The following is a 26,430-nucleotide window of genomic DNA, read 5'->3' on the forward strand; positions in this document are numbered from 1 at the left end:
AAACTGCCCGCGCGCCGCAGGGGGCGAAAATGAGGCCTGTCTCTAAAACATTCCCGATAATCTCAGATGGTTGCAGAAAGAGTAAAGCAGGACGTCGACTGCCTAACTTCCACTCTCCGAGTGGTCTTCAACAGGATTGGACTTGCCGCGAATGTATTTGCGATGCGGCACGCCGGACCAGAGCGTTCACTTACGGTTGCGATATCTTATGCCCGAACAGATATCCATAAACCATACCAATCAAGCCACCACCGGCAATATTGCCGAGTGTTGCAGCTGAGATGTTACTGACGATCGAAGATATGGTGAGCGTGGATATCCCAACTTGGCGTTCGTCGATCAAATACGCGTAGGGCAGCAAGTACATGTTTGCCACTGAGTGCTCGAAGCCGGCCGCGACGAAGACTGTGACGGGAAGGAGGAGCCCCATCAGNTTTTCAGTGACATTCTCGCCCGCCAATGCGAACCACACCCCAAGACAAACAAGAATATTTGCAATGACGCCGCTCGCAAAAACGGTGACAAAGTTTTTAGCGGCTTTTGCGGTTGCAAGCTCGATGGCGGCAGCGCCAACTGAACCATCCCCTGCTTCGTGCAATCGTGCGGCATACACGACCAAAGCGAGCGCAATCGAGCCGATGAAGTTCGCGAGATAGGCAATTAGGAGCGCGCGAATTGCAACCTTCGCAGAAACATTGCCAAATAGTACTGGGCCAGCAAACAGCGTGTTGCCGGTAAATAGTTCAGCACCAGCGATCACCACCGCTGCCAGTCCGAGAGAGAAGACCAGTCCCGCTAGGATCTGGGCTGCCCCAAACGGCATGTCAGCAGCGCCCGCCAGCGCTACTGTCGCAGCGACACCACCCAAGCCAATGTATATTCCTGCCAACACGCCCAGGATCGCGATGTGTTTTACCGGCTGCCCTGCCTTCGTGGCCAACGCCTCGAAAATGGTTTCGGTCAATTCTACAGGCTTCGGAAACGTGCTCATGCCGGGGCGATCCTAACCGGGATGGACTTTGCCGCAGGCGTCTTGCTCTCCACATCGTGCTGCCACAATGGAATGAGCGAATTGCATTCGGGGAAATAGCCCGCGCAGCTCCCGGGTGGCAGATCGTAATCGATGAGTTGCATGCCCGTCAGCACGCGCACAATTCCGTCGTCCACGGCCGTGGTGATGCTCGCCAACCCATGCTTCGCAATGCCCAATCGCACACGATCATCCGCATTGATCATCAGGACCATGCGCGATTTGTGGATGCCGCGCAGCCGGTCGTCATAGCCATAGACGGTGGTGTTGAACTGATCGTTGGAACGCAAGGTGATCAGGCTCAGTACGTTGCGATCTTCCCCCGTTGAGAAACCTGAATAGAGGGCCTTCGGCAGCTTGAAGTTCGCCTTGCCGGTGTCTGTCTCCCATGTCCGGTGTCTGGCGGCCACGGGACGCGGGAAACCGCCGGGAATATCAAGGCGCTTGTTGAAGTTCTTGAAGGGCTCAGGGAACGTGGCTTCTATCGCATCTCTTACCCGGCTGTAGTCACCAACCCATTCATCCCATGGAACCTTTGGATTGGGCGTCAGGGTATGCTTTGCGATCTCGGCGACAATCCAAGGTTCCGATCGCAGACCTTCGGCAGCAGGCTTGTATTTGCCGCGTGATGCATGAATGCAGGTGGTCGAATCCTCGATTGTGACGATCTGCGGTCCAGTCTCCTGCTCATCGATTTCCGTTCTCACCAGTGTGGGCNAAAGATACGCCGTTGTGCCAGTTATCAAATGGCTTCTGTTGAGCTTCGTTGCAATCTGTACGGAAAGATCAAGCCCGCGCCATTTCTCCTCCATCAAGGTCCGCTCGGGAATAGCGCGTACGAAATTTCCGCCCAGGCCGATGAAGGCTTTGATGCTGCCGTCGATGATGCCCTCACAGGCCTCCACCGTGTTGACCCCATCCTTGCGTGGTGGCTCGAAGCCATATTGCTCGCCCAGCAGGTCCAGCGGAACCAGCTTGGTCTTTTCGGATATGCCGACCGTTCTCTGGCCCTGCACGTTGGAATGTCCGCGCACGGGACAGATCCCAGCGCCGGGTCTGCCGATATTGCCGCGCATGAGCAGAAGATTGATCAGCATCTGAACGTTGCTGATACCATAACGATGCTGGGTAAGACCCATTCCATAGATCGCTATGACATTGCGAGCCTGAGAATAGGTCTTCGCCGCAGCCTCGATGGAGGATTGGCTGAGGCCGGATGTGGCAAGAATATCGCACCACGGCATGGCCCGAACATAGNTTTCAAACTCGGCCAGCCCATGGGTGTGCTCTTCGATAAACGCAACATCGAGGATATGCGGTCTTCCCTCTGCAATAGCTTGGTCATCCCATTCGAACAGACACTTGGCCATCCCGACCATAGCGGCGATATCACCGCCTGCGCTGACCTGATAATACTGCGTGGCAATATCGGTCGGCTTGTTGGTCAGCATCTGGCCGGGACGCTGCGGATTGACGAATTCTCGCCAGCCACGCTCTTTCAACGGATTGAACACCACAACCGGTGCGCCGCGTTCCCGCACCTCCTGCAAGCTGTGCAACAGCCTTGGCGCATTGGTGCCAACGTTCTGCCCGAATGACAGAATGCAATCGGTATGCTGGTAGTCTTCTAGCNAAACGGTGCCGACAGGGGTTCCAATGCTCTGCGGCAACGCAACGGACGTCGTTTCGTGGCACATGTTGGAACTGTCGGGCAAATTGTTGTTACCGTAGAGGCGCGCCAGCAACTGGTACATATAGGAGGTTTCAAGCGATGCCCGCCCTGACGCATAGAAGACGACAGATTCTGGATCATAGCCTTTGAGTTTAAGGCCAATATCCGCAAATGCTTCCGACCAGGCAACCTCCCGATATTTGTCGGTCGCTGCATCGTAACGCATAGGGTGCGTCAAACGTCCCTCANTTTCCAAGTCATAATCGGCCCACTCAAGCAGTTCGGTAACCGTGTGTTTGGAGAAGAATTCGGGCGTCGCGCGCTTGGCGGTAAGGTCCCAAAACGTCGCTTTGGCACCGTTTTCACAAAACTCCGCCAGATGCGGTTTGCCCGGCTTGGCCCAGGCACAGCTGGTACATGCGTACCCACCCTTTTTGTTATGATCAGTCATCAAGCCGGGAGCCGCTCTTATGGCCTTCTGCGTTACGGCGTTCTTGACAACGGATTTGATCGATCCCCAACCGCCCGTTGGCATGTCGTATTGGACATATTTGACTTTTTTCACCGGTCACCTATTTCTGCTATGAGGCAGGGCACTGAGGTCAGCTCCCTATGCCGTTATCTTTCTGATCCCACTGTGTTTGACGAATTTCTGAAAGCTTTCTGAACCTGATGACACTCATCTGATACGGAAATTCTCACAACAACCGCCCCGCTCTGAAGCTCTCTATTGATCTCTTCCTGCNAAAAAATTACTCGACATGAGAGATCCAAGTATACCGACAGCCGCCACGCCAATGCACCANTTACGCGCCTTACAATGCTGCCCACTTCCGGGACTTCGCTCTTCTCGGTGCTTGGATGCCGCAAAGGCAGCGATGCCGGCTAACAAGCGAAAATGGAGATATCCCGGCATCAATCCGAGGCCTCATATGAGACATTTTCTACTTCCTTGATTACAATCCCCGGTTACTAAATTNAAAAAATAGATGATCGTTCCAGAATGATGCGATCACTGGCTGTAACTAAAGCGTGAAATAGGAAATCAGGAACTGGTCGTACCGGCGCGCGTTTCTTTGTTCAAGGTGGACCAACTCGCGCCGTTTATTGAACAGGAATCAAAATATTGCCGAGCACGCTTGACCCCTATTGCGGCCCAGCTCCAACACTCCAAAGTGCACTATCCTCATGGAACTTTGATCCAGTTCTAGTCGCTTGTCTCGCAGTTGTTGCAGTGACGCTTCATTATCTCGCAACGCGCCCTAAGGCATTAAAGACGGGCTTGCTTCTCCTCTTATTGATTGTCGCATTTGTCTCGCCGCTTTGCGCCATGACAAGCGCCCTATTCTCGGTGAGACTTGCCCACCATATTCTTATCGGCTCGGTCATTGCGCCACTTATCGTCACGATCTGTCTTCAGACAAAGCTATGGCCGCCAAAAATTCCCGTGGAGGCTATCTTTGTCCTGCACACCGCGATCTACTGGGTTTGGCATTTGCCGTTTGGATATGCTTTCACCCTATCAGGCACATGGCAATATTGGCTGATGCAAATCGCGCTCATCGTCGTATCCCTCCTGCTATGGCAAGCTTTGCTGGCGCGCAGCACATCAGTGATGGCAACCGCTGGCCTCGCACTGGGCACCATGGTGCAAATGGGTTTCCTCGGCGCAATCCTGACATTCGCACCGACTCCGCTTTTCGACGCACATTTCGCAAGCACGCAGGCCTTCGGGCTGTCACCGCTTGAGGATCAACAGCTGGCGGGTGTGCTGATGTGGACATTGGGGTTTGCGCCATACGCGATCGTCGTTCTGTGGTGCGCGCGCACCCGTCTGCTCCTTCCTCGCCTAGCAAAGCAGTAGCGCGATGGTATTCGTCAAATTCCTGCACATCATGGCCATTTCTGTGTGGGCAGCCGGGCTTGTCAGCCTACCGGGCCTCTACGTGCAGCGCGCGCACATCGTGAAGGACAATGATCTCTATCGACTTCAGAAGATCGTCCGTTTCTCTTACGTTCGCGTTCTTTCGCCCGCAGCTTTCGTCGCAATTGCGACAGGGACCGGTCTTATTTTTCTCCAATATCCGTTCAGTGCTTGGTTTTCCATGAAGCTCGCACTTGTCGGCATCATGGTCGTTATCCACGTCATGACCGGGCTCGTCATCATCCGGCTTTTCAAGGATGGCGAAGTTTATCCCGTATGGCGCTTTGTCTCCGTTACCATAGCGAGCGGCGTGGTGGTGGGCGGTATTTTCTTTCTGGTTCTGGCGCGACCGGAAGCACCTTTCTCTCTGCCATCAGGATGGGCAGAGCCAGGCGCACTCAAGCGGATCGTCTCGCAGATCAGTCCTTGGGAGATACCATGAGGCCGATGCCATGATCGAAGATCAATTTGCCACCATGCCATCCTGCCAGTCCGGTGAGAACGGATGCCAGAAGCGAGAGACCCAGCCCGTGCGGAAGAACCGCGATGCTTTCGGTTACACGTCCGCCCCAGTTGGCACCGGCAACGGCAATCAGAGACATTGCGGCAATACCATGCGCCCAGCTGGCCACGCGTGCGCGGATACCCGAAACCAGCAGCAGTTCCGCAGTACCGATCAATCCGGNCCCGATGCCGCTGAAAAAAGCGCCACCCGATGCCCACAGTGCCGCCCTCGTCCAGAAACTGTCGCCGTTCCACCAGAACATGACGTCCGCTGCCAAAGTGGCAATCACCAGTGCGATGGGAAAATGCACCGTCATGGCGTGAAGGGGATGACCAGCCACCGCAACAGCGGAGTTGGTGGTCTTCTCTTCCACTTTGGAGATCACTGGGTTCGACTTCTCTGTTTCTGGCATCCATCGGCTCCTGTTTGGCTATCAACACGGCGATCCACTTTCCGGTTCCGGCCTTTGATCCCGTTGGGTCTGGCGGGCGCCATGCTTTCTGGTTGTCAAGGCGACCTCTCAGCGCTCGATCCCGCCGGGCCTTCAACGGCAGCNTTTGCNAAACTTTGGTGGGCGATGCTGGCAGGTTCGGTCATCATCTTCGCGCTCGTCATGGTCCTGCTCGTCACCGTCCTAATGGCGCGGGGGCGTTTTAAATCCATCGATCCCAAGCGCTGGATCGTACTGGGCGGCATCATCATGCCCATTCCCATCCTCATCGCTTTGTTGGGCCATGCCTTCTATCATGGTGAGAGAATGTTCGGCGCCAATACACCGCGCCCTGCGGTCACGATTTCGGCAACATCGCGGATGTGGAGCTGGGAGTTCGCCTATCAGGCCGACGGCAGGCGGGTGGTCTCCCGAGACCTTCTGCACATTCCAGTGGGTCTGCCAGTGNAAATCGATACGACCAGCGTCGATGTCATACACAGTTTCTGGGTGCCACGGCTTGGCGGCAAGATCGATTCCATTCCCGGTCAGGTCAACACGATCACGCTGCTCGCAGATATCGAAGGCACATTCGGCGGAGTCTGTTCGGAATATTGCGGGGAAGGCCATGCGGGCATGAACTTCCGTGTCCAGGCCCATAACGAAACCGACTTTGNAAACGTATTGAGGAAGTTAGCCCAGTGATGGACCGATCCATACCCACTCAGAAGCTGTCTCCAATCGCCTTGCACAGGCAGCTTGATGCGATCTGGGATGCCGGTTCGGGCATCAAGCGATTTGCCGCAGTCAATCACAATGTCATCGGCAAACGTTTCATGGTAACGGCGTTGGTGTTTTTCGCAATCGGCGGGTTTCTGGGCATGCTGATCCGCACGCAACTGGCGACGGCCTCCAACGGGTTCATGGATGCTGCGCAATATGCGCAGGTCTTCACCATGCACGGGACCATCATGATGTTCCTGNTTGCGATCCCGNTTTTCGAAGGCCTGTCCATGTATCTTCTGCCGAAGATGCTGGGTGCGCGCGACCTGGCCTTTCCCAGATTATCCGCTTATGGATACTGGTGTTACCTCTTCGGCGGCTCGATGCTGATCTTCGCCCTCGTCACGGGCATTGCCCCGGATGGCGGCTGGTTTATGTACACGCCGCTCTCCTCATCCAAATACAGCCCCGGTATCAATGCGGATATATGGTTGCTGGGCATCACCTTCGTGGAGATTTCCGCAATCAGTGCCGCAATCGAAATCGTGATCACGATCGTTCGCATGCGTGCACCGGGAATGTCACTGGTGCGAATGCCGATCTTTGCCTGGTACATGCTCGTGGTCGGCGGCATGATGCTCGTCGGGTTTCCACCCCTCATCCTCGGTTCGATTCTGCTGGAAGCGGAACGCGCCTTCGACCTGCCGTTCTTTGATCCCGACCGAGGCGGAGATCCGCTTTTGTGGCAGCATCTCTTCTGGTTATTTGGACACCCGGAGGTCTACATCATCTTTCTGCCGGCCGCAGGCGCGCTGTCCACCATCATTCCGGTGCTTGCGAGAGCGACGCTAACCGGCTACGAAATCATTATCGCCGCGCTGATGGCCATGGCCTTTTTGTCCTTCGGGCTATGGGTGCATCACATGTACACCGTCGGCATTCCTCATGTCGCCCTGTCGTTTTTCTCGGCCGCCAGTGCACTCGTCGCCATTCCCACATCGATCCAGATTTTCGCCTGGCTTGCGACGCTTGCGCAGGGACGCCCGCAGTTGAATGTGCCGATGCTGAATGTCATCGGCTTCTTCGTCGTCTTCGTCATGGGTGGTTTGACCGGCGTGATGCTGGCCATGGTCCCGTTCGACCAGCAAGCGCATGACACCCATTTCGTGGTGGCGCATCTGCATTACGTGTTGGTGGGCGGCTTTCTGTTTCCGATGCTTGCGGGTCTTTATTACTGGATACCCCACATCAGCGGACGTCAGCCCGCGCAGCATCTGTCGCATGCGGCATTCTGGATGATCTTTGTCGGGTTCAACCTGACGTTCTTCATGATGCATCTGACTGGTCTGCTGGGCATGCCGCGCAGAATTTATGCATACCCTGAGGGTTCACCGTGGGAGTGGTTGAACCTGCTCTCTTCCTTTGGCAGCTTCATCATGGCCATGGGCTTCGTGCTCGTTGCACTCGACATGGTGTTGATCTTCATCTTCGGAAAGCCCTTCCGACGCAATCCCTGGAAAGCGGGTACGCTTGAGTGGGCCATGCCCACACCTCCCCCGTCCTACAGTTTCGCGTCGATCCCTCACATTTCCGAACGGGCCGACAATCTGCCGATCGACAAGCTTGCGGCGGAACTAGCCGCAGGCAAGGGCTATCTGGGGTTTTCACGCAATGGATGGATGGAAACGCTAGGGATCGATGCCATCTCCGGCGAGCCCAATCAAATCATCCTTCTGCCGAGACCGACCTACCTGNCCTTGTTCACAGCGATCGCCACTGGTGGGGTCTTCGTATCGCTTCTGCTGAAGCTCTATCCGGTTGCGGTAATTTTCGGCCTGGCAACGCTGGGGCTGTTCCTGCTCTGGACTAGAAACCCGGATGCCAAGACAGACCGTGGCCCCCTCGCAGCCTCCAGCGACTGTCGCCTTCCGTTGCATTTTGAAAGCCTGGAGGCGCCGACCATTCTGGCAATGCGTCTGGTGCTCGTTGCCAATGCCACGCTGTTTGCATCGCTGTTGTTCGGCGGCCTCTTCTTGTGGGTCTCGAACCTTGGTCCGAGGCCAAAGACCGACCTGGTATCCACCGCGGGTGATGCATTGATTATACCCCTTGCCATCTTCGCAGCATGCGCAGGCGCGGCATCGGGCTTGAAAAAGGGGCTGTATCGTCCGATGTTTCTCGCATCGCTCATCGCCTATGGTCTGGCAGCGACGCTGTTGCTGGTGGAATTGCACGGACGTTCTACCATCGCCACGTCTACGGCCCTCAACGCCGTCGAATTCGCAGTCTCATGCTATCTGGCTTTCCACCTTGGCCTTGGTCTGGTCTTTGCCGGCTTTGGCCTGTGGCGCACGGGCGAATATATTTCCGATGCGCGTCAGAACGATCTACGGATCAGCTCTCTCTGGCACGGTTACTGTTTAGGCATTGTCCTCATCGCGTGGCTGTATCCACATCTCCTCACCACCCTGCCGCCGGGAGGATAAGCCATCCGATATCGTCTGATATCCCTTATTCTGGGGCCATTCATCTTGTGGAGCATCTATTTCATCACGCTCTACGGCGTTCATGCCGTGGGATGCAAAGCGAACTGGAATACTGCTTTTCTAGTCGGCATTCCCATGTTGAGACTGATACTTGTCGCAATCCTAGCGGCGTCGGCCATTCTGTCAGTGGCGATGTATGTGCTGGCCCGACGAAAAGAGGCTGACCATTTGGCGATCGTGAAGATCGGACGCTACTGTGCGGCCGCAGGTCTCTTCTCGACCATGATCATATTTCCAGGCGTTTTGTGGCTGGATTTGTGTTGAACGCCGCTCTAGGCTTCACACAGTAAGGTGCCCGCTATCCTCACGCAGCGGGCACCCTTATTCATACATTAGCCATTGGGTTTTATAACCACTTTGACGCAACCATCCGTCTTGTCGCGGAACGTCTTGTAGGCCTCTGGTCCTTCTTCGAGCCCGATACGGTGCGTAATCAGGAAAGAAGGATCGANTTTGCCGTCGACAATCAACTGCATAAGAGGTTCCAGATAGCGTTGGACATGCGTTTGGCCTGTCTTCAACGTCAGCCCCTTGCCTACCAGGGCGCCTAGCGGTGCAGGGACTGCCGGACCGACGAACACACCCGGAAGAGACACGGTGCCGCCGGGCCTGCACGCGAGGATCGCCTGACTCAGCGCATAAGGCCGCTCCGTGGAGGTCAGCTTGGTTTGAAGGGTTTCCATAATCCCACCAGCACCATGACTTTCCATCCCGACAGCTTCGATTACGGCGTCAGGTCCCAGACCATTCGTCATATCGAGAATGCGCTCTTGCAGACTTTCGTCTGAATAGTCGAGCGTTTCCGCCCCGGATTGCCGTGCGAGGGCCAAACGTTCAGGGATTGTATCTATCGCAATCACCCGTTCCGCTCCCAGAAGGAAAGCCGACTTGATGGCAAATAGCCCAACAGGACCACATCCAAACACGGCAATGGTCTGGCCCTGCTTGATGTCGCAATTCTCGGCAGCCATATAACCGGTCGGAAAGATGTCGGAGAGAAACAGCACTTGTTCGTCAGTGAGACCGTCTGGAACAACGATCGGGCCGACATCGGCATAGGGAACACGAAGGTACTGTGCCTGTCCACCTGGAAAGCGACCATACATCTCGGAATATCCGAACAGTCCGGCAGTTGGGTAACCAATCTGTTTTGCTTGCATCGCTCCGTTGGGATTGGAGCGCTCGCACAGCGAGAACTGGCCCCACTTACACTGACGGCATTCTCCACAAGAGATGGTGAAGGGCACAACCACGCGGTCACCAACTTTCAGTTTCGAAATGCCCCGACCTACCTCGACCACCTCGCCCATTGTCTCATGACCCATTACGTCACCCGCGTGCATTCCGGGGACAAAACCGCCATAAAGATGGAGATCCGATCCGCAGATCGCGCAACTGGTGACCCTGATGATGACGTCTCTGTCATGCTGGATGGTCGGATCATCGACTTCCTCACAGCGGATATCACCACTGCCATGCCATGTTAGAGCTTTCACGTTCTATCCTCCAATTTGTGCATCATCGTATTCGTAATCATGGCTGGCTGCCTCCGCCCCCTGCGCCGTAAACCTGCTCGGCGGAAAAACTTGCGCCATTGTCGGCAAGATGGACATAGATTGCTGCAAGGTCGGCCGGCCGTTTTGTTCCAGATGGTCTCATTCAAGAACTCGACTGATTGTCGAGAGTTCCCAGCCGAGGACTGTGCACGGCAATGGTCGGCCTCAGGACTTTGGCCACCAAGCGATTTGCAGATCACGAATTCTCCCAAAAATGAATAATATGGGGCATGATTTGGATCGCATGCGAGCCTTTGTGCGTGTTGCAAAGAACGGCAGTTCTCAGAACAGGTCCGGAAACTCGCCGTCGGGTATTCGATGGTCCCAAGCCCTATCAACGCGCTTGAAAGGGGCGGTTAGCATGTCTTTTCTTGGTCGAACCACCCGATGCGTCACCCTGACCAAGGAAGGTAGCCGATACTGCCGGCAGATCCTGCTGCTCGAAGAGCAGGCTCGCGAAGAGGCCAAAATATGCCGAGTGGTTACCTGCCAGCGCCATTGGCATATCCGGCGGCACCTGGCGTCATGTATGTCGCGCATGATCTTCGCATTTCAAGACAGGCATCAAGATGTCTGGATCGACCTCAATTTCACTGACCAAAGCATTGATCTTGCCTGCGACGGTGTGACGTCGCGTCGCGGCTTAGCGGTGACGTTTTTTGACGCCGGGAGCTTTACAGGTAAAAGCTAAGGTCTTGACTCTTCATTCTGCCTTGGCAACGTACAATGATACCTCACCCGCCCGGCGACCGGATATGACTGAACCCGAATCTAGTGCCCGTTTTACGATGCGAAAAAACGCGAGCGATCCCTACTGGACTATCTTTGACGCAGTGACTGCGGCACCCGCCATTGTCAACGACGTTCCAATCATCGCACTTGAGGAAGACGAAACAGAGGATATGGCTTCTCTGTTGAATGCACAGCAGATTAGGGCGCAGACGGATATATAACATGACAGAAGATCGACCAAATGCGCCAACGATCTCGAAACTCAAGTACGCATACCTAAATGTAGGAATCCTTTCGTCGGAGGAACTTCGATCAATTTTGGGAGAAGCAATCCAAGCCCTCCGAGAGGCTGATGCTGCACCGGTTCTCCAAAAGCTTGCCGACGTGATCGAAGGGAAAGACGAGTCCGCGGGTTGAGGCACTGCATTGGTTACTATGTAAAAAATTGTGTGATTAAGTTTGCCAAGGTTGAAAAGAAAGTGACTTCTACGGTTGGAGGAATACTCGCGGTACACACCTTTCGCGAGATAGGAGCGATCAAGATTCCAACATAGGGTTTCAGCAGACAAACAGGCGGCGAACCAATGATATGAATTCTTCATCGACAGGGGCAAAAGCCAATGAAAACTCTCCGTGTTACGCTTCTTGTATCCTGCGGAACGGCTTTGGTGACCTGCTCGACTGGGCACGAAGTTACCAATCGTCGCTGCGATCCTGCAGCGGCCCGATCACTCATAGGAGAACCCAGGCAGAGCGACGAGGAAGCGAGGCAACGAACTGGGGCGACCATCGTGCGCCAGATCGCGCCAGGCCAGCCCGTCACGCATGATTCCCGAGATAACAGGTTAACTCTGGAGACTGACCTAGCCACAGGCCGCGTTATCCGGGCCACCTGCGGGTGAACCAGAGTAATGCCCTGGCCGCGAGGGTCGCAGCCTGTCATCGAGAGAAAGAGCCGGGGCTCTCAGGATGTCGGTTGGGCGTCGAAGCTGTAGACTTGAAGCAGGATCGTTGGTCCAATCTGTGTTTCGGAGTTAGGTGTGACCCCACCATCGGCGTTGAACGTTGACACCGTCAAACCAAACGCCGCGCAAGCCAATCAGTATTTCACGCTGCGCAACCAGGAGTCATTCTTACGCACCTAAAGGGGTCGAACTTTAATGCTGAAGCAACTTGAAAGGAACCGAACCGGCGACTGGGTTGGTCATATGGCTTAATTGTATGNAAATACATCAGAGGCGCCGCAGCACTGAAATGTCGGGATTTTGCAAAGTCAAAATGACCAACCTCTTCTACTTGCCTCTTCAACACGCGACCCTCGCTCCGGCAATTTAGCCGCCGGCTGGAGCGGCTGCGCCGGGTTGTGAGGGTAGGAAGGGGCGGGTCATCTGCCCCCTTGGCTTTAGCTTCCTCGATTCACGGCAGGGCAAGTCTGCTTTGCGCCGATACTGTTGAAAACTCCAGCAGGCGGCTTTTCCTTTGGGCTCACTGAAATAATATCGCGCATGACAAGCTCCCTCAGCACGTCAGACGTAAAGTGGTCTCATCTCTCCCGCCGCGTCAGAAAACTATACCTGACGATACGGTAAGACGCGCCCTTTCCGATGCTCAGGGAGCTTTTCAACAGTACCCGCCACAAGCGGACATGGCCGATCTGACGGAGAGGATCGCCGCAGTGCGGCGATTTTCAGGCGGTGACAATCATTTGACCGCAGAGTTACCACCGTCCGCGTACAGTGATGAACCCATAACAAAACTCGACATGGAACTTGCGAGGAAGAGGGCAGCATTCGCGATCTCCTCGGGTTGTGCGATGCGTTTCATTGCATGCAGCCCGGCCGCCCACGCCTTCTGGCTTTCGTCACCAGCCATAGGAGTATCCACCCCGCCTGGTAGTAAAGCGTTCGCCCTGATGCCGTGGCCGCCGTAATCCGCGGTGATACCTTTCACCAAGCCCATTAAGCCCGCTTTGGCAGCGGCATAAACCGCCATGCCGGGAAGCCCTACGCTCGTACCGACGAAGCTCGATGTAAAAATGATGCTGCCGCCTCCCGCCTGAAGCATTGCGGGAATTTGAAAGCGACTCGCAAGGAAGGCAGAGGTCAGCGTCGTTGAGATGGTATCCTGCCATTCCGGCAACTCGACCTCAGCCAAGGGCTTAACGGGACCAACGGACGCCGCATTGTTGAAGGCGATGTCTAAGCCTCCGAAGGACTGATAGGCCTCTGTGACCAGCCTTGCATGCGTCTCCGGCAGGCCGACATCGCCTGCAACTGCAACAGCCCGTCCCCCACCAGCACGAATACTGCCCAAAACATGATCGAGCGCCGTACTGTTTCTTCCGTTGAGCACAACAGCCGCACCTTCGGCGCTGAAAAGTAACGCGGCGGCGCGGCCGATACCTGATGATGCACCCGTGATTATAGCTACCTTGTCTTTAAGCAAACCCATTCGTGGCCTCCATTGTTGAAGGCCGAGCGATACAGAAGCACGGACGCTTGACGCCACCCGTTTCATGCGAAATCGAAGTACTGCAGATTGTCCGGGCTTGGCCGCGTGAAATGCGTAGCCTGTGAAGACCGGTTCGGGCCGAACAGAGGTGTCGGTCGCTCTGCGCCGATACCCGTTATTGAATGGATTGCAGAATTTCGGGATCTCCGGCAACGTGGCAGCCAGGTTACTGGCTTAGTAGGGTGTTATAGAGCGAACTTGGACAAACTCATGGGTGCTTCTACCACCTTGAGTTCCCATCAGGGGTGAGTAGCGGCCCGCACTGTGGCAGAGTGAGGTCGCTAGAAAACTCTCTCGAGGCCAATCATGCCAATGACAGCAGATCACACTCAAGCACACACCGCTACCCCAGCGATCTTTGGCGCAATATTCGTCTCGTTGGAATTCTTATGTTCATTTGCAAGCGGCGTGGCCACGACTGTTCGTCCAGCCAATAATGGCTGGTCCTGCATGGTGTAGCTAATGCGCAATGTAGGAGACAGGGCCTCAAGACGACGGTTTGCAAACTCTTATACGCGGGTTGGATACCGCATTTCCGTGTGTACGCCTGGGGCTGCTTCTATCTGAGCACGGGCATCGACGTAGTCGGCCACTTAATTCCATCGAAGATTNCCCGACCGGGGCCCTGCCTCCAACATTGAGCATCAGCAGATGATCGATCTTGCCTCCTCTTTCCAATGCGCGCGATATGCGGTGCTTGCACGATGTAGCCTTGCCAGGTTGACTGCGTCGCGCCGGTTCGTCTTCACCCGATCACCAGGTCGCTTTGGTATCAGGGACGGTGCGACCACCACGCAGTCGTGACCCATCCCGGTAAGCTGACGGTACTCGTCATGCCGGTCGCTTCGCAAAACTGATAGACCCTTAATTTCCGGAAAGGCCCGATCATGCTGCCTCCACGCAAGCAACCAGCGACAATGCACATCGGTATTCGTGTACCCTGCAACTTAGCAAGCGGCCGACGAAGCGGCCCTGCTTGGTGTTAAGGCAGCCATCTGCAGAAGCGCCGTAACTTCTGATCGGGCTATTGGGCGCGACATCAAAAACCCTTGGATGTTATCGCAGCCCAATGATTTCAGTGCATCTCTCTGCTGGTTGGTTTCAACCCCTTCGGCCGTTGTCTGTAGCCCGTTGGCACGCGCCATCTTGATGATCGCTTCGACAATCGCGCTGTTCCGGCCCTCGCCCATCCCGGCGATAAACGACTTGTCGATCTTGAGCCTGTCGACAGTCACGTTCTGAACCCTTGAGAACGAAGAGTACCCGGTGCCNAAATCGTCGATTGCAAACCTTACCCCTGCCCCTCTCAGCATCGCGATGTTTCGCTCAGTATCCTCCTCACTATTAATGGCCAAGCTCTCTGTTATCTCGATTTCCAATCGAGCCGGTTCGATCCCCCATTTGGCCAGGCTAGAGAGAACCCGCAGTGGGTAGCCAGCGGAAGCGAGTTCGGAGGTGGATGCATTCACGGCTACACTGATTGAAGGGAACACCGCGATCAGGCTGCAGGCGTCCTCCAAAACGTGAGCTCCAATCTTGTTAACGAGGCCGATCTCTTCCGCGAGCNGGATGAACACATCGGGACCAATAGGGCCTAGCTCTGGGTGTTTCCAGCGCGCCAAAGCCTCGAGCGAGCACGGCCCCGCGCTGTCAGCAAAGTAGACCGGCTGATAGACAACCTCAATCTGCGTCCCCGTTGCCAACGCCTCGCGAAGGTCATGCTCCAGTTTTCGGCGGGTGCGGAGGAGTTCGTCCATATGGGCGCCAAACACCGCATATGTATTTCGCCCCGCTGCTTTTGCGTGATAGAGCGCGATATCCGCCTGCCTCGTCAGTTCGACAGCATCTACATTCGCACCTGTCGCAATCGCCACACCGACACTCGCACCAATGGAGCCATAGGCCCCGTCGATTTCAAATGGCTCGCGCAGGCCCACGACTATTTTTTCTGCAATGGCAGCGACGTCGTCCGCCTTCATCCNTTCGAGGAAGACCGTGAACTCGTCACCTCCAATCCGCCCAATGAGAGCGTCCGGAAGAATGTCCCGCATTCGCACAGCAACTAAGGAAATGAGTTTGTCCCCTGTTGGATGTCCAAAGGTATCGTTGACCCCCTTGAACCGGTCGAGGTCAATAAAAAGCACGCTCAATAGGTCCTCAGGCAATGCCTTTTGTAGCCTTGCCTCGAGCTCACTGTTAAAATGTGTCCTATTTGCCAGTCCCGTCAAACTGTCACGCAATGCCAGATGTTGGAGCTCCTGCCGATTGGAATTCAGCTTGACCGAGCGTCTCCAGATTGCATCTCCAGCCAAGCTTGCGGCGATGAATATGCCAGTGACAGCAAGTCCGATGACGGCGAGGGTTGCCTGCAAAACCCTTCTTCCCGGCTCAAATGGATGCCAGTTAAAGTACCCTATCACCTTTCCGGACTTCGAGGTGAGAGCGATATGGGAGTGGCGCTTGTCGCGCGGCATCTCCGTTGTGAACTGGATCTCAGCGAACTGGTATTCGTTACCTANTTCAGATGGGAAGTCTCGATCCAGAAACCGCACCGCAACATGCTGGTTTTCTTCGCCCGCCTGCTGTTCGATCTCACCTGTGTCAGACATAATCGGTTTGACACTGACCACAGCAGGTCGTTTCCCTACATAGGTCAGATCACTCTCGCCAATTGACAGGACCTTGTCCGAAATGCCCTCTTGGTCTCCAGCGGCCAGCCGCTCGCGCAGCCGTTCTGCCAGCGGACTGTAAGCCAAGCGAAGGTCTTCTGATGACGCCGTGCTGGCTGATTTTGAAATATACTGGTAGATAGGAAGCCCATTGGCGGAAAGTACGACGGCGGCATCATGGCTGAAGTAGGTGTTCATCCACCGCCCAAGGTTCACGTCAAGCCAATCCTGATCACGGTCCTTCGTTTTGATCACCGCGTCGTCCCACACGGTGGCACTCTCTTGATCATGAGCGACAGAAGATCGAATTTTTGAAACGATGAGGGTGGCTAGACCCTTCTGCCGTTCCGCAGCAACCTCGTCAATTTCGGCGGCAGACCAGTAAAGGGTGCCGAGTAGCATCGCTCCAACCAAAGCGGACACGCTTGCCGGGAGCCCCCATTTCGCGAACCATTGTGACTGCCTAATCATGCGCCATCTGCCTTTTCGTTGGACAAAGCGTACAGCATCTGGGTTAAGGCTGAGGGAATGGACAGAGTTAACGATCCTCTTTTCCTTCACTACAAATCACCAGCTTACCTAGCGTGCAATGAGCGTCGTAGTCGAGGTGCTGTCCACGTTTGTGGTTGAGGTCAATGCGGATCGCAACATCCTTCATCTCATGGGGATAGCTTCCAACGGGAGGGCGAGTGCACGCGCCTTGCGCTGTGATCTGCCAAATCCGAACCAATATACTGTCGTAGCCAACCGGCTTGAACTGAATCGATTCGACGGCAACGATCGGGGAATAGAATGTCAAAGTGTCATCCGGCTTCCAAGGTTGACCCCTTTCGACGCAGAAGGGTGACCCCATATGCTACGCAGCATGGTCCGGAAGTGTATCAATTTTTGCTGNCCCGCCNGGGTCATCCTTCGGTGCCTATGGCGGTGTCAAATGGCTCGCCGAAACACAATCGTCCACGAGACGTCGGAAACGCCTAAAGAAGCGACCGCGCTTTTGGGCATCAGAGGAATAGGACCAGAGTTCGCTACGATACTTTACACGGAAGGCTTGTTCCGACACTTCGACAATCGGCGGCAAATCGCATCCTATGCGGGCCTTGCGCCCTCCCCTTGGCAAAGCGGCAACGTCAATCGCGAACAAGGGGTCTCGCAAGCGGGAAATCCGCGATTGCAGGCAAGGATGGTCAAGCTCGCCTGGCTATGGCTGCGCCACCAACCGAGATCAACTTTAACGCCGTGGTTTAAGGAACGCGTTGCACGTAACGCCGGCCGCCTAAAAACGCCGATGATCGTGGCGCTTGCTCGTAAGTTGCTGGTTGCACTCTGGAAGTACGTGAACTCCTGCGTCGTAATCGAAGGTGCAATCATGNAAAACGCCTGAAACACAAACTGCGCCGAAACACAGTTTCTAATCCTCANGGCCTGATCAGTCCTGACGGATCCAGGTGAACGGACCGGCTATCCNTTTGGCTTTAAACGCCGACCTTGAGTTTGGCCCCGTTCTCCTGAGCCCGTGCCCGTCGAAAGCTGGATAATGGTGCAGCCGCGTGAGAGCGGCGACCGGATGTGATGTATAGGCCCAAGAACCGGGCCGGTAATTGCTATGGGCTCAGACCGTGGATCCGCCGACGAAGGAGTAATTCGATGCCACGCGAATGAACAATTGACAAAATTCCTGATGTGAAAGGATACGTACCATCGACCTGCTATTACTTCGGATGCGAGCTGGCAGACAGACGCGGCAGATCAAGCACCTGATTCATTTGGAAATGTCCGGAAGGGGGTCNAAAGGAGAATGTCCGCTCCTCTCCCTTGGGCAATGGAAGCGGACATTATGCTCTGAATAAAGCAACCTATGACGGGCCTTGCGGTCATTTCGAAACGGCAACGACAACCTTTCCCTTGGCGCGCCCAGTTTCGACATAGGCCACGGCGTCCGCCGTCTGCGCGAATGGAAACACCTTGTCCACGACAGGGCGGATCACACCCGCGTCGATCAGCTTGGCGATCTCTCCCAGTTGCTGTCCATCCGCGCGCATGAACAGGAAGGAATAGTCGACGCCGCGGCTCTTTGCCTTCTTCAGGATGCTGCGGCTGAGCATCCGCATGACGAAGCGGAAGAATAGGTTCAGCTTCAGCGTCTTGGCAAACGATACATCCGGTGGTCCGGAAATGGAGATCAGCTTACCGCCCGGCTTCACCACGTTCACCGACTTTGCCAGCGTCTCGGCGTTCTGGCTATTGAGCACGAGATCGTAGCCGGACAGTACCTGCTCGAAGTCCTGCTTTTTGTAGTCGATCACCACATCAGCGCCGAGGCATTTCACAAGCTCGATATTCGCCGAACTGGTGGTGGTCGCAACTGTCGCGCCGAGATGTTTGGCAAGCTGGATTGCAAATGTGCCGACGCCACCAGAACCTGCCTGAACGAACACCTTCTGGCCAGGCTTGACCTTGCCCACCTCGACGAGCGCCTGCCAGACGGTCAGTCCGACGAGCGGGATCGAAGCGGCCTGCTCCATGGAGAGGCTTGTCGGCTTCAGCGCGAGGTCTGCGGCATCGACCGCAATCATTTCTGCAAAGGTGCCGACCCGACCGTCACGGGGACGAGCGTACACCTCGTCACCAGCCTTGAACTGCCGGACATTGGCGCCAGCCCTAAGAACCGTTCCGGCCAGATCGTGACCGAGAATGAAGGGCGGGCGATAGGGCAGGAACAGCTTGAACTCGCCGTCACGCACCTTTGAATCCAGAAGGTTGATCGCGGTGGCCTGGATGCGAACCAGCACATCATTGGCGCCGATGACCGGATCAGGCATGTTGGCCAGCCGCAGCGGGGCCTTTTTCTTGTATTTGTCGACGACGAAGGCTTTCACGGGTTCTCTCCGGGGTAAAACGTTATCAGGGTCAGGCAGCCAGGAAAGCCAGGGCGTTCGGCACGAACTCAGCATGGTATTGGAAGATGTCACCATGGCCGGCATCCGGGTAGATGACGAGTTCAGCATGCGGAAGGCGTCGCGCCATATCGCGGCTGTTGGACGTCGGCACCATGATATCATGATGCCCGTTGGCCACGAGAACGGGAATACGAATGCGTCCTAGATTCTGCGGTGGCCGACGCCCCCATGCCTTGATCGCGGCAAGCTGGCGGAGGAACGCGCGGGGTGTCGGGTTCTTATCGCGATCGAGCGGTCGCTCCTTCAACCGTTCCAGAAAGTCCTTCGCTGCCCGACGCCCATTTGAGGTCGAGGTGAAGAACAGGTAGGTCTTGGGGTCGCGCAGGGTCAGCATGCCCTTTAAGATCAGCGGCCACGAGACGGCGCCCACCTTTGCAATGCTGGCTCCACCCGCAGGACCCGTTCCCGTCAGGATCAGTTTGCGCACCAGGTTGGGAGCCTTAAGCGCAATGTCCTGGGCCACAAAGCCACCCAGCGAGAAGCCCAATACGTCAACCGCAGTGAAGCCTAGTTTGCCAACGACGGCGATTACGTCGCGGGCCATCTCTTCGATGGTGAGAGGAGCCCTTCCATCAGAAAGGCCAATCCCCCGATAGTCCAGCGCGATGATGTGATGAGAGACAGCAAGTCCATCAACGATCTGCGGGTCGAAATTGTCCGGCACCGCACCCCAGTGATTGAGCAGAACCAGCGGGACACCTCCGCGTGGGCCGAGCTCACGATAGGCGCGGATGTTGTCAACGGCGACGAAGCGGTTAGGAGCGTCGCAGTAGCGGGGTGGCGATGTCGTCCTGACGGATGTGACTGTCATGATGGCTTGCTGTTTACCGGTGTTGGGGCAGATTGAGGGACGTTGGGTCCTCAGGCGATGTTGAACTGCTTGCGCAAAATGCGATCGAACAACGCGCGTGGCAGGAACCGTCTGGCAAACGCCGTCTGTCTAGCATCCTTGCCCGAGGGGTAGCGGAGCTTTGACTTCCTGGCCTGCGCCGCCGCAACAATGGTCGCTGCGACGTCATCTGCCGTGTCGCCACCTGCCATAGCTTTGGCAAACGCAGCCTGATACCGGGCGAATGTGTCGCGATAGGCCGCGACAGGACGATCGCCCTGCGGGGAATTGGCTTCGATAGACGTCTTTGTCGCCCATGGCTCGATCACCGCGACACGGATGCCGAATGGTCGCACCTCATGGTCCAGGGATTCGGAATAGCCCTCGATTGCGTGCTTGCTAGCCGTATAGTGCGCACCGAAGGGGCCGGGAATGAGCCCGACAACCGAGCCGATGTTGAGGATTCGCCCATTGCCCTGCTGGCGCATGATCGGGAGGACCTCGTTCGTGACCCGAACGACGCCCAGGAAATTGGTGTCGAACAGTGCCCTAACCTGCTCGATTGAGCTTTCCTCTGCAGCGCCGGAGATGGCATAGCCGGCATTGTTGACCAACAGGTCGATGCGACCGAGTTCAACATGTGCAAACGCCACGGCCGCAGCCACGGAAGCGTCCGAGGTGACGTCACAGGCGACCATGCGGATACCGTCGCGTACCTCGCCGGGTGCCACCTTGCGGCTCGTGCCGATCACCCAGTAACCGGCCCGGCTGAGCGCCAAAGCCGCCGCCTTGCCGATGCCGCTTGAGACACCGGTCACGAATGCAGTCTTCTGTCCTTTTGATGCGAAGGTTGCCATAGCATTGTTCTCGATCTGGCTTGCGACATCAGTCCGCACAGCCTTGGGAATTGTCAGGGGTTAATGGTGATCTGCATGATAGGGCCCGCACCGAGGTACGGCGCCAGTGATGGCTCAATTGTCGGACGTTGTTTCGGNAAAGCGGGGATAGTCGGTATAACCCGCAGCGCTGCCACCGAAGATTTTAGCCGCGTTCACTTCCGCCAATGGCGCACCGCTCTGTAGCCGTTCCACCAGGTCCGGATTGGCAATGAACGGACGCCCGAAAGCGATGAGATCCGCCCTGCCATCGGCCAGATGCGACGTCGCAAGCTCGAGATCAAAGCCATTGTTGGCGATGTAGGTTCTGCTGAAGCGGCGGCGCAGCGAACCATAATCAAAGGGTGCGACGTCGCGGGGTCCGCCGGTAGCACCTTCGACGACATGAATGTAGGCGATACCGAGAGCATCGAGTTTATCGACAATGTAATCGTACTGCGTCTGGGGATCACTGCAGGAAATACCGTTGGCGGGCGAGACCGGCGAAATCCGGATCCCGGTGCGTTCGGGTCCGATCTCCTGCGCCACCGCAGCGGTCACCTCAAGCATCANGCGCGCGCGGTTTTCCACGGAGCCGCCATAGGTATCTGTACGCATATTGGCACCGTCCTTGGCGAACTGCTCGAGCAAATAACCGTTGGCCCCGTGAACTTCGACCCCATCAAAACCCGCCTCGATGGAATTGGCGGCGGCCTTGCGGAAATCATCGACGATTCCAGCGAGTTCTTCCAGCTCAAGCGCGCGAGGCTCCGAAACATCGACGAAGCCGTTGTTGACGAATGNTTTGACTTCCGCCCGGATTGCAGATGGCGCGACTGGTGCGCCACCATTGGGCTGAAGGTTGACATGGCTGATCCGCCCGACATGCCAGAGCTGCAGGACGATCCGCCCGCCCTTCTTGTGCACGGCGGCGGTGACCNTTTTCCAGCCATCGATCTGCGCCTGGGTATAGATACCGGGCGTGTCCTGGTAGCCTTGTCCCTGCTGCGAAATTTGAGTGGCTTCGGAGATGATCAGTCCGGCCGAAGCCCGCTGGGCGTAATACCCGGCGGTCAGCTCGCCGGGCACGAAGCCAGCGCCGGCGCGATTGCGGGTGAGCGGCGCCATGACGATGCGGTTTGCAAGCGTGATTGCGCCTAAGCTGGTGGGTTGGAAGAGTGTGGTCTTGGTCATGATATCACTGTGATGTTTCTCTGGATCGGTGTGGATTCATCGACGTCGGAAAGCTCACGCCGGCGTCCGATAGCGTTCAGCGGGAACTGCATTGACGAGATTGCCGAGCATGGCTTTGCGCGCGCCATCAAGCGCGTCCCACTGGCCGCCGTCGTGCAGCGGAGGGATGGTCACCGGTTCGCGACGGTCGAAGCCGACGAGAGCGGCATCAACCAGATCGCCCACTTCCATGACATTGCTCATTGCGCTCACGTCNGCGCCGACGTGATCCCAGATCTCGGTGCGGGTCGTCGCGGGAAGAACGGCCTGGATGTAGACACCCTTGGATCCGAGCTCATGGGCAAGTCCCTGGGACAGAAACAGGACAAAGGCCTTGGTCGCGCCATAAACGGTCATGCCGAATTCGGGGGCGAGGCCGACGACCGAACCGATATTCACGATCGAGCCTTCCCCTGCCTTGGCAAGACGGGGAGCAATCGCGCTGGAAAGCCTGACGAGTGCGGTTGCGTTAAGCCCAACGAGCTTGGTCATGTCATCGACGCTCTGGTCGACGAAGCTTCCACCTATCGCCGTTCCGGCATTGTTGACAAGTATGCCGATCCGGGCGTCGTCGCGCAGCCTGGTCTCGACCTTGGCCAAGTCCTCAGACTTGGTGAGATCGGCAGGAAGGATGTCGATTGCGACGCCGGTTTCGTCGCGCAGACGGCTTGCAAGCGCCTCCATGCGCACAACGTCTCGGGCGACGAGCACGAGATCATGTCCGCGGCGTGCGAACCGTTCGGCATAGGTCGCGCCAATCCCTGTGGAGGCGCCGGTGATCAAGACTAAGGGAATCTGAGTCATTTTGGATTGCTCTTTTCTACGGTTGACCCTATATTCATGACGATCATCATGATTGTGTTTAAATATGACGGCCATCATGTAAATGTCAATGGCCAGCTCGGAGAATTTTGAAGATGAAAGTCAGTCGAGAACAGATGGCGGAAAACCGTCGCCGGATTCTGGACGTCGCAAGCCACTTGTTTAAGGACAGGGGGTTCGATGCGGTCAGCGTCGCTGAGGTCATGAAGGCCGCCGGTATGACCCATGGCGGCTTCTATGGCCACTTCACATCGAAGGACGATCTTGTCGCGCAGACGTTGGCGCATGCGCTTGCGGCAGACAGTTTTGGGGACGGCGAGTTCAGTGGCTTCGTCCGCTCCTATCTGGCGCCTCGCCACCGGGACAATCCCGGCAATGGTTGTCCGACCGCAGGCCTCGCCGCGGCCATTCGCCATCAGACGCCTGCAGCGAAAGCAGTCATGGCCAAGGGACTGCGCACCCAGATCGCTCGTATTCAGAAAGCGCTTCCAGACCAAGGCTCAGCAGACGCCCGCCGTGCAGCGATCGGAAGCTGGGCAGCGATGGTCGGAGCCGTCATTCTAGCCAGGGCGGTCGATGATCCTGAATTGTCGGACGAGGTTCTGGAGCAGACGCGGGCATGGATCGACACGCAGGTGGAGTAGGAGCATCCGCGAAGGCGCATTTGCAGCGCCTGTTGGCGTATGGATATCNTTTGTCAGATGAACCAGCTCGCTGTCGATCTAGATAGGGGGCAGAACAAGAGCAGTCCGAAATCGTACGCTCTCATGATCGTCATGGAGGTAAAGTCGCATAGAGTTGCAGCACCGACTCTACGCCAATGTTGTAGAATTTCAACCTGACAGGTGTGCCGCGATCCGATCGGTCGACGATTGATCATGCTCTCATCCGCGGATTGGCTACCGCATTTCCCATGTTCGTCGCGGGCCTTCCTCTGTCTAAGTACGGGCATAAGCCGAAGCTCGCCCCAACGTACGGCGAGGATTTCACATCATGCCTGGATTTCGCGGCACGCCGGTCAGGTTGTTATGTCTCTCTGAAGTCTCTCCAGCCTGGTTTCTCTTATGCGAAGTGAGTGTGGCGGCTTACATCCCAAACGAAACCCGCCAACTCGCGAGCTATAGCGGTGATGATTTTCGGTTGCGGCTTGCCTGCGGCCGAAAGCCGGCGATCCCGTTGGCACAGTCGAGCCTGGGCCTTCCAGCCGATAGCTTTGATCTCCTCCGGAAGGTCCTCGACCCTCATCCGGTAGCGGTGCTCCTCTCGGGCAGGCAAACGATAGGACCAGGCCGCTTCAACAAGCATGGCGCGTGCCTCGGCATTGCCAGTTTTCGTAATCGCCCCACGCCGCGTTCGCGATCCGCTCGATGCTTCAGAAGGAACCAGCCCAAGCCACCCCATGAGATGCTTTGGCGTTTGGAACCGAGTGAGGTCACCGATCTCGGTAACAAGCGTCGCTGCAATCACCAGACCGACGCCACGCAAGGCTTGCAGGGACTTCACAAGCGGCGCCATTGACCAACCTGTCATTGCTTCCCGAAGCATTTGGTCCAAACGATCGCATCTGGCCTGTGCCTCTTCAATGCACCTGATGCCCTCACCGAAAACGAACTGCTGCTGAGGTGAGCCAAAAGCCTGCTCTCCCAGCCATCGCCAATGCGAACGAGTCCAGTTCGTCTTTCCAGGAAACTTGCGTCCATGCCGTAGCAGGAAGCCCAGCAGCATCTGCCTGGCTGCCACCAGATCACCTTTCGCTTGTCGGCGGGCTCTGACCACATCACGCATCGCCTCATGGCTTTCATCTGGAACCCAAATCGCTGTCAGTTCGCCGGCGCGCAGCAACCGCGCGAGCGTAACGGCGTCTCGCCTATCGTTCTTGATCCGGTCACCGGGCTTCTTCGGCATCATCGACGGAGCGATCACATCGCAGGGAGCGCCGAGTTGTCGAAGTTGCCGGTAGATCCCGTACCCGCATCCGCCAGCCTCATAGCAAAAGTGGAGTTCGACTTCGGCGAGGTGGAGCCTGTCAAAGAGGCGTCGGATAGATTCGGCTGTATTTGGGATGGTGCCGTNAAAGAGTACCTCGCCGTTGCGGGTCGCATCGGCAATAGCGACCGCGACTGTTTCCTTATGCACGTCGAGGCCAATGAACTTCATCTGCGTCATCGTCAATCTCCTGGTTGGTAGCATGGACAGCTCCTATGCTACCAAACCGCTCCCAGCACTGGGAGGGAATGACGGTCATTGGGTCTAAGGCAGAACGGAGCATGAACAATGCCGTAGATTAGATCTTGTGCATTGGATTTCTGTGGATTGCCATCGACATGCGCTAGTTTTGGTTTCTCTGTCCGGCCCGACTCGACAACGCTCAGCGCAGATTCGTCATGGATGGAGTCGAGCAATGGCAAGGCGCAGGCTTCTCAAAGATCAAGATCATCGAAAGCTTGTCGACATACCAGTCGACGAGGACAGCCTGATCCAACACTATTCGTTGTCATTGGCGGATCGCCTGGAGATCGGACTGCGGAGACTAAATTCTAAGAGGCTCGGCTTAGCCATTCAGCTATGCATGATGCGATACCCGGGTCGAGTGCTCGGGGCAGAAGAAATTCCGGTACGCGCCATGATTAAATATGTTGCTGATCAGATCTGAGCCGCCCCGGAAGCATTTTCGCTCGATGCACGCCGTGAAGAAACCCGTCAAAAGGCCATAGATTGCAGAACCCTCTCGCACGATGAAAGGACGTTGAGTGTTTATCGGGTGTGCATCCCTACGAACCAGACAGACTGCTGAAGACTGCATATGCCGTCCCAGCCGATAACAGCAGCGCTGAGCATGCCAGCAGCCCGTCTCGTGCTATGAGCGACAATCCGATGAGAGCGACCGCCGCCATTNGGAGGGTACTTGCAAACGGGATAAGTTCAAGAAGGGGTACAGTTGCGCAGAGGAGAATGATCAGCGCCGCGAGNCCCTGTAGAAAGGGTGATTTCGTTGCCCACTCCATCCGCGGCCAGACAATTTTGTCGATCCAGTGCGATGCTGGTACGATCTTCTCAAGTCCACTCTTGAGCTGCGATCCACTGATCGTCCTTCGCTCGAGNCACTGGGGAAGCCAAAGGTGCTTTCGCCCCAGCAATATCTGGACTGCGAAGGAAGCGATGATAATGGCAATGACGCTTGGGAGGCCCGGAATTCCACCGATCGGGCTTATCTCAATTATGGCCGGGATCGTCAGAAAAGGCCCAAAACTTCGTTCGCCCACTGTTTCCCTTATGTGATGGATCGTTGGTTTGTCACAGTCGCTGGCAAGGGCATACAAATCTCGGAGAAGAGCTCCGAGGTTCTGCTGTCGTTGATCAGCGTGAGCGGGGGACGTCATGTTCCGTTTCCACAATCTGAGCGCTCAATGCCG

At 56.3% G+C, this 26,430-nt stretch carries 22 protein-coding genes and 4 pseudogenes; 11 read left to right on the plus strand and 15 right to left on the minus strand.

Going from position 1 to position 26,430, the window contains the following annotated elements:
* Positions 1-190: 190 nt before the first annotated feature.
* Together CUC55_RS04000 and CUC55_RS04005 are read right to left on the minus strand one after the other, a co-directional pair.
* The gene (locus CUC55_RS04000; protein ID WP_103087049.1) at positions 191-991 is read right to left on the minus strand and encodes a formate/nitrite transporter family protein; all 801 of its coding nucleotides are present in this window, start codon (positions 989-991) and stop codon (positions 191-193) included.
* Positions 988-3,267, minus strand: a complete 2,280-nt coding sequence (locus CUC55_RS04005) for an FdhF/YdeP family oxidoreductase (RefSeq protein ID WP_425352731.1) — start codon at positions 3,265-3,267, stop codon at positions 988-990. Before CUC55_RS04005 ends, CUC55_RS04000 begins: the two co-directional genes overlap by 4 nt.
* A gap of 765 nt (positions 3,268-4,032) precedes the next feature.
* Here CUC55_RS04005 and CUC55_RS04010 point away from each other — a divergent pair.
* Together CUC55_RS04010 and CUC55_RS04015 are read left to right on the plus strand one after the other, a co-directional pair.
* Positions 4,033-4,566 carry a cytochrome c oxidase assembly protein gene (locus tag CUC55_RS04010; RefSeq protein WP_157940904.1) on the plus strand — a complete coding sequence of 178 codons (534 nt, stop codon included), beginning with the start codon at positions 4,033-4,035 and terminating at the stop codon, positions 4,564-4,566.
* A 4-nt stretch (positions 4,567-4,570) separates the two neighbouring features.
* Entirely contained in the window at positions 4,571-5,068 is a 498-nt protein-coding gene (locus CUC55_RS04015) for a CopD family protein (RefSeq protein WP_067653316.1), read from the plus strand.
* On the opposite strand, the gene CUC55_RS04020 is transcribed toward CUC55_RS04015, so the two are convergent.
* A complete protein-coding gene (locus tag CUC55_RS04020) occupies positions 5,046-5,543 on the minus strand; it encodes a DUF2231 domain-containing protein (RefSeq protein ID WP_103087051.1) in 498 nt (165 codons plus the stop codon). The two genes, CUC55_RS04015 and CUC55_RS04020, sit on opposite strands and share 23 nt — an antisense overlap.
* 81 nt (positions 5,544-5,624) lie before the next feature.
* On the opposite strand from CUC55_RS04020, the gene coxB reads away from it, so the two are divergent.
* The 3 genes and pseudogenes from coxB (at position 5,625) to CUC55_RS04035 (ending at position 9,094) form a co-directional block, all read left to right on the plus strand.
* Positions 5,625-6,266: a cytochrome c oxidase subunit II gene (coxB, locus tag CUC55_RS04025; protein ID WP_157940905.1), complete on the plus strand. Its 642-nt coding sequence runs from the start codon at positions 5,625-5,627 to the stop codon at positions 6,264-6,266.
* Positions 6,266-7,858, plus strand: a pseudogene (ctaD, locus tag CUC55_RS23520) (cytochrome c oxidase subunit I); the annotation flags it as partial. The gene coxB and the pseudogene ctaD, both read left to right, overlap by 1 nt.
* A 957-nt stretch (positions 7,859-8,815) precedes the next feature.
* Positions 8,816-9,094 (plus strand): hypothetical protein, encoded by a 279-nt coding sequence (locus CUC55_RS04035; RefSeq protein WP_157940906.1) that lies wholly within the window; start codon positions 8,816-8,818, stop codon positions 9,092-9,094.
* Positions 9,095-9,162: 68 nt separating this feature from the next.
* On the opposite strand, the gene CUC55_RS04040 is transcribed toward CUC55_RS04035, so the two are convergent.
* Positions 9,163-10,326, minus strand: a complete 1,164-nt coding sequence (locus CUC55_RS04040; RefSeq protein ID WP_103087053.1) for a zinc-dependent alcohol dehydrogenase — start codon at positions 10,324-10,326, stop codon at positions 9,163-9,165.
* Between the two features lie 421 nt (positions 10,327-10,747).
* On the opposite strand from CUC55_RS04040, the gene CUC55_RS22670 reads away from it, so the two are divergent.
* From CUC55_RS22670 to CUC55_RS04055, 3 genes are all read left to right on the plus strand, one after another.
* Entirely contained in the window at positions 10,748-11,077 is a 330-nt protein-coding gene (locus tag CUC55_RS22670; protein WP_157940907.1) for a hypothetical protein, read from the plus strand.
* 64 nt (positions 11,078-11,141) lie between these two features.
* Entirely contained in the window at positions 11,142-11,339 is a 198-nt protein-coding gene (locus CUC55_RS04045; RefSeq protein WP_067653304.1) for a hypothetical protein, read from the plus strand.
* 399 nt (positions 11,340-11,738) lie between these two features.
* Entirely contained in the window at positions 11,739-12,020 is a 282-nt protein-coding gene (locus CUC55_RS04055) for an I78 family peptidase inhibitor (protein ID WP_082760357.1), read from the plus strand.
* A 799-nt stretch (positions 12,021-12,819) separates the two neighbouring features.
* Here the strand turns inward: CUC55_RS04055 and CUC55_RS04060 are convergent.
* The 4 genes and pseudogenes from CUC55_RS04060 to CUC55_RS04075 all read right to left on the minus strand — a co-directional run bounded on the left by CUC55_RS04060 (position 12,820) and on the right by CUC55_RS04075 (position 17,097).
* The gene (locus CUC55_RS04060; RefSeq protein WP_067653299.1) at positions 12,820-13,569 is read right to left on the minus strand and encodes an SDR family oxidoreductase; all 750 of its coding nucleotides are present in this window, start codon (positions 13,567-13,569) and stop codon (positions 12,820-12,822) included.
* Positions 13,570-14,327: 758 nt separating this feature from the next.
* Positions 14,328-14,453, minus strand: a pseudogene (locus CUC55_RS04065) (IS110 family transposase); the annotation flags it as partial.
* Between the two features lie 123 nt (positions 14,454-14,576).
* Complete coding sequence (locus CUC55_RS04070) at positions 14,577-16,769, minus strand: putative bifunctional diguanylate cyclase/phosphodiesterase (RefSeq protein ID WP_103087054.1); 2,193 nt, start codon at positions 16,767-16,769, stop codon at positions 14,577-14,579.
* 67 nt (positions 16,770-16,836) lie between these two features.
* Positions 16,837-17,097: a hypothetical protein gene (locus CUC55_RS04075; protein ID WP_157940908.1), complete on the minus strand. Its 261-nt coding sequence runs from the start codon at positions 17,095-17,097 to the stop codon at positions 16,837-16,839.
* 186 nt (positions 17,098-17,283) lie between these two features.
* On the opposite strand from CUC55_RS04075, the pseudogene CUC55_RS04080 reads away from it, so the two are divergent.
* A pseudogene (locus tag CUC55_RS04080) lies at positions 17,284-17,682 on the plus strand (transposase); the annotation flags it as partial.
* A 490-nt stretch (positions 17,683-18,172) separates the two neighbouring features.
* Here CUC55_RS04080 and CUC55_RS04085 read toward each other — a convergent pair.
* The 5 genes from CUC55_RS04085 to CUC55_RS04105 all read right to left on the minus strand — a co-directional run bounded on the left by CUC55_RS04085 (position 18,173) and on the right by CUC55_RS04105 (position 22,999).
* Positions 18,173-19,177: an NADP-dependent oxidoreductase gene (locus CUC55_RS04085; protein WP_067653295.1), complete on the minus strand. Its 1,005-nt coding sequence runs from the start codon at positions 19,175-19,177 to the stop codon at positions 18,173-18,175.
* A gap of 31 nt (positions 19,178-19,208) precedes the next feature.
* On the minus strand, positions 19,209-20,069 hold the full coding sequence (locus CUC55_RS04090; RefSeq protein ID WP_067653293.1) for an alpha/beta fold hydrolase: 861 nt from the start codon (positions 20,067-20,069) through the stop codon (positions 19,209-19,211).
* Between the two features lie 50 nt (positions 20,070-20,119).
* The gene (locus CUC55_RS04095) at positions 20,120-20,944 is read right to left on the minus strand and encodes an oxidoreductase (protein ID WP_067653291.1); all 825 of its coding nucleotides are present in this window, start codon (positions 20,942-20,944) and stop codon (positions 20,120-20,122) included.
* Positions 20,945-21,058: 114 nt separating this feature from the next.
* Entirely contained in the window at positions 21,059-22,156 is a 1,098-nt protein-coding gene (locus CUC55_RS04100) for an alkene reductase (RefSeq protein WP_103087055.1), read from the minus strand.
* Positions 22,157-22,210: 54 nt separating this feature from the next.
* Positions 22,211-22,999 carry an SDR family NAD(P)-dependent oxidoreductase gene (locus CUC55_RS04105; RefSeq protein WP_067653392.1) on the minus strand — a complete coding sequence of 263 codons (789 nt, stop codon included), beginning with the start codon at positions 22,997-22,999 and terminating at the stop codon, positions 22,211-22,213.
* 113 nt (positions 23,000-23,112) lie between these two features.
* Between CUC55_RS04105 and CUC55_RS04110 the strand changes: the two genes are divergently transcribed.
* Positions 23,113-23,661 (plus strand): TetR/AcrR family transcriptional regulator, encoded by a 549-nt coding sequence (locus tag CUC55_RS04110; protein ID WP_067653286.1) that lies wholly within the window; start codon positions 23,113-23,115, stop codon positions 23,659-23,661.
* A 418-nt stretch (positions 23,662-24,079) separates the two neighbouring features.
* On the opposite strand, the gene CUC55_RS04115 is transcribed toward CUC55_RS04110, so the two are convergent.
* Entirely contained in the window at positions 24,080-25,183 is a 1,104-nt protein-coding gene (locus tag CUC55_RS04115; protein ID WP_103087056.1) for an IS110 family RNA-guided transposase, read from the minus strand.
* Positions 25,184-25,418: 235 nt separating this feature from the next.
* Between CUC55_RS04115 and CUC55_RS04120 the strand changes: the two are divergent.
* Positions 25,419-25,667, plus strand: a pseudogene (locus CUC55_RS04120) (DUF4158 domain-containing protein); the annotation flags it as partial.
* 121 nt (positions 25,668-25,788) lie between these two features.
* Here CUC55_RS04120 and CUC55_RS04125 read toward each other — a convergent pair.
* On the minus strand, positions 25,789-26,397 hold the full coding sequence (locus CUC55_RS04125; RefSeq protein ID WP_103087057.1) for an exopolysaccharide biosynthesis protein: 609 nt from the start codon (positions 26,395-26,397) through the stop codon (positions 25,789-25,791).
* Positions 26,398-26,430: the final 33 nt, after the last annotated feature.

Origin of the sequence: Agrobacterium bohemicum, from assembly GCF_002896715.1 — a bacterium.
Classification (GTDB): domain Bacteria; phylum Pseudomonadota; class Alphaproteobacteria; order Rhizobiales; family Rhizobiaceae; genus Agrobacterium; species Agrobacterium bohemicum.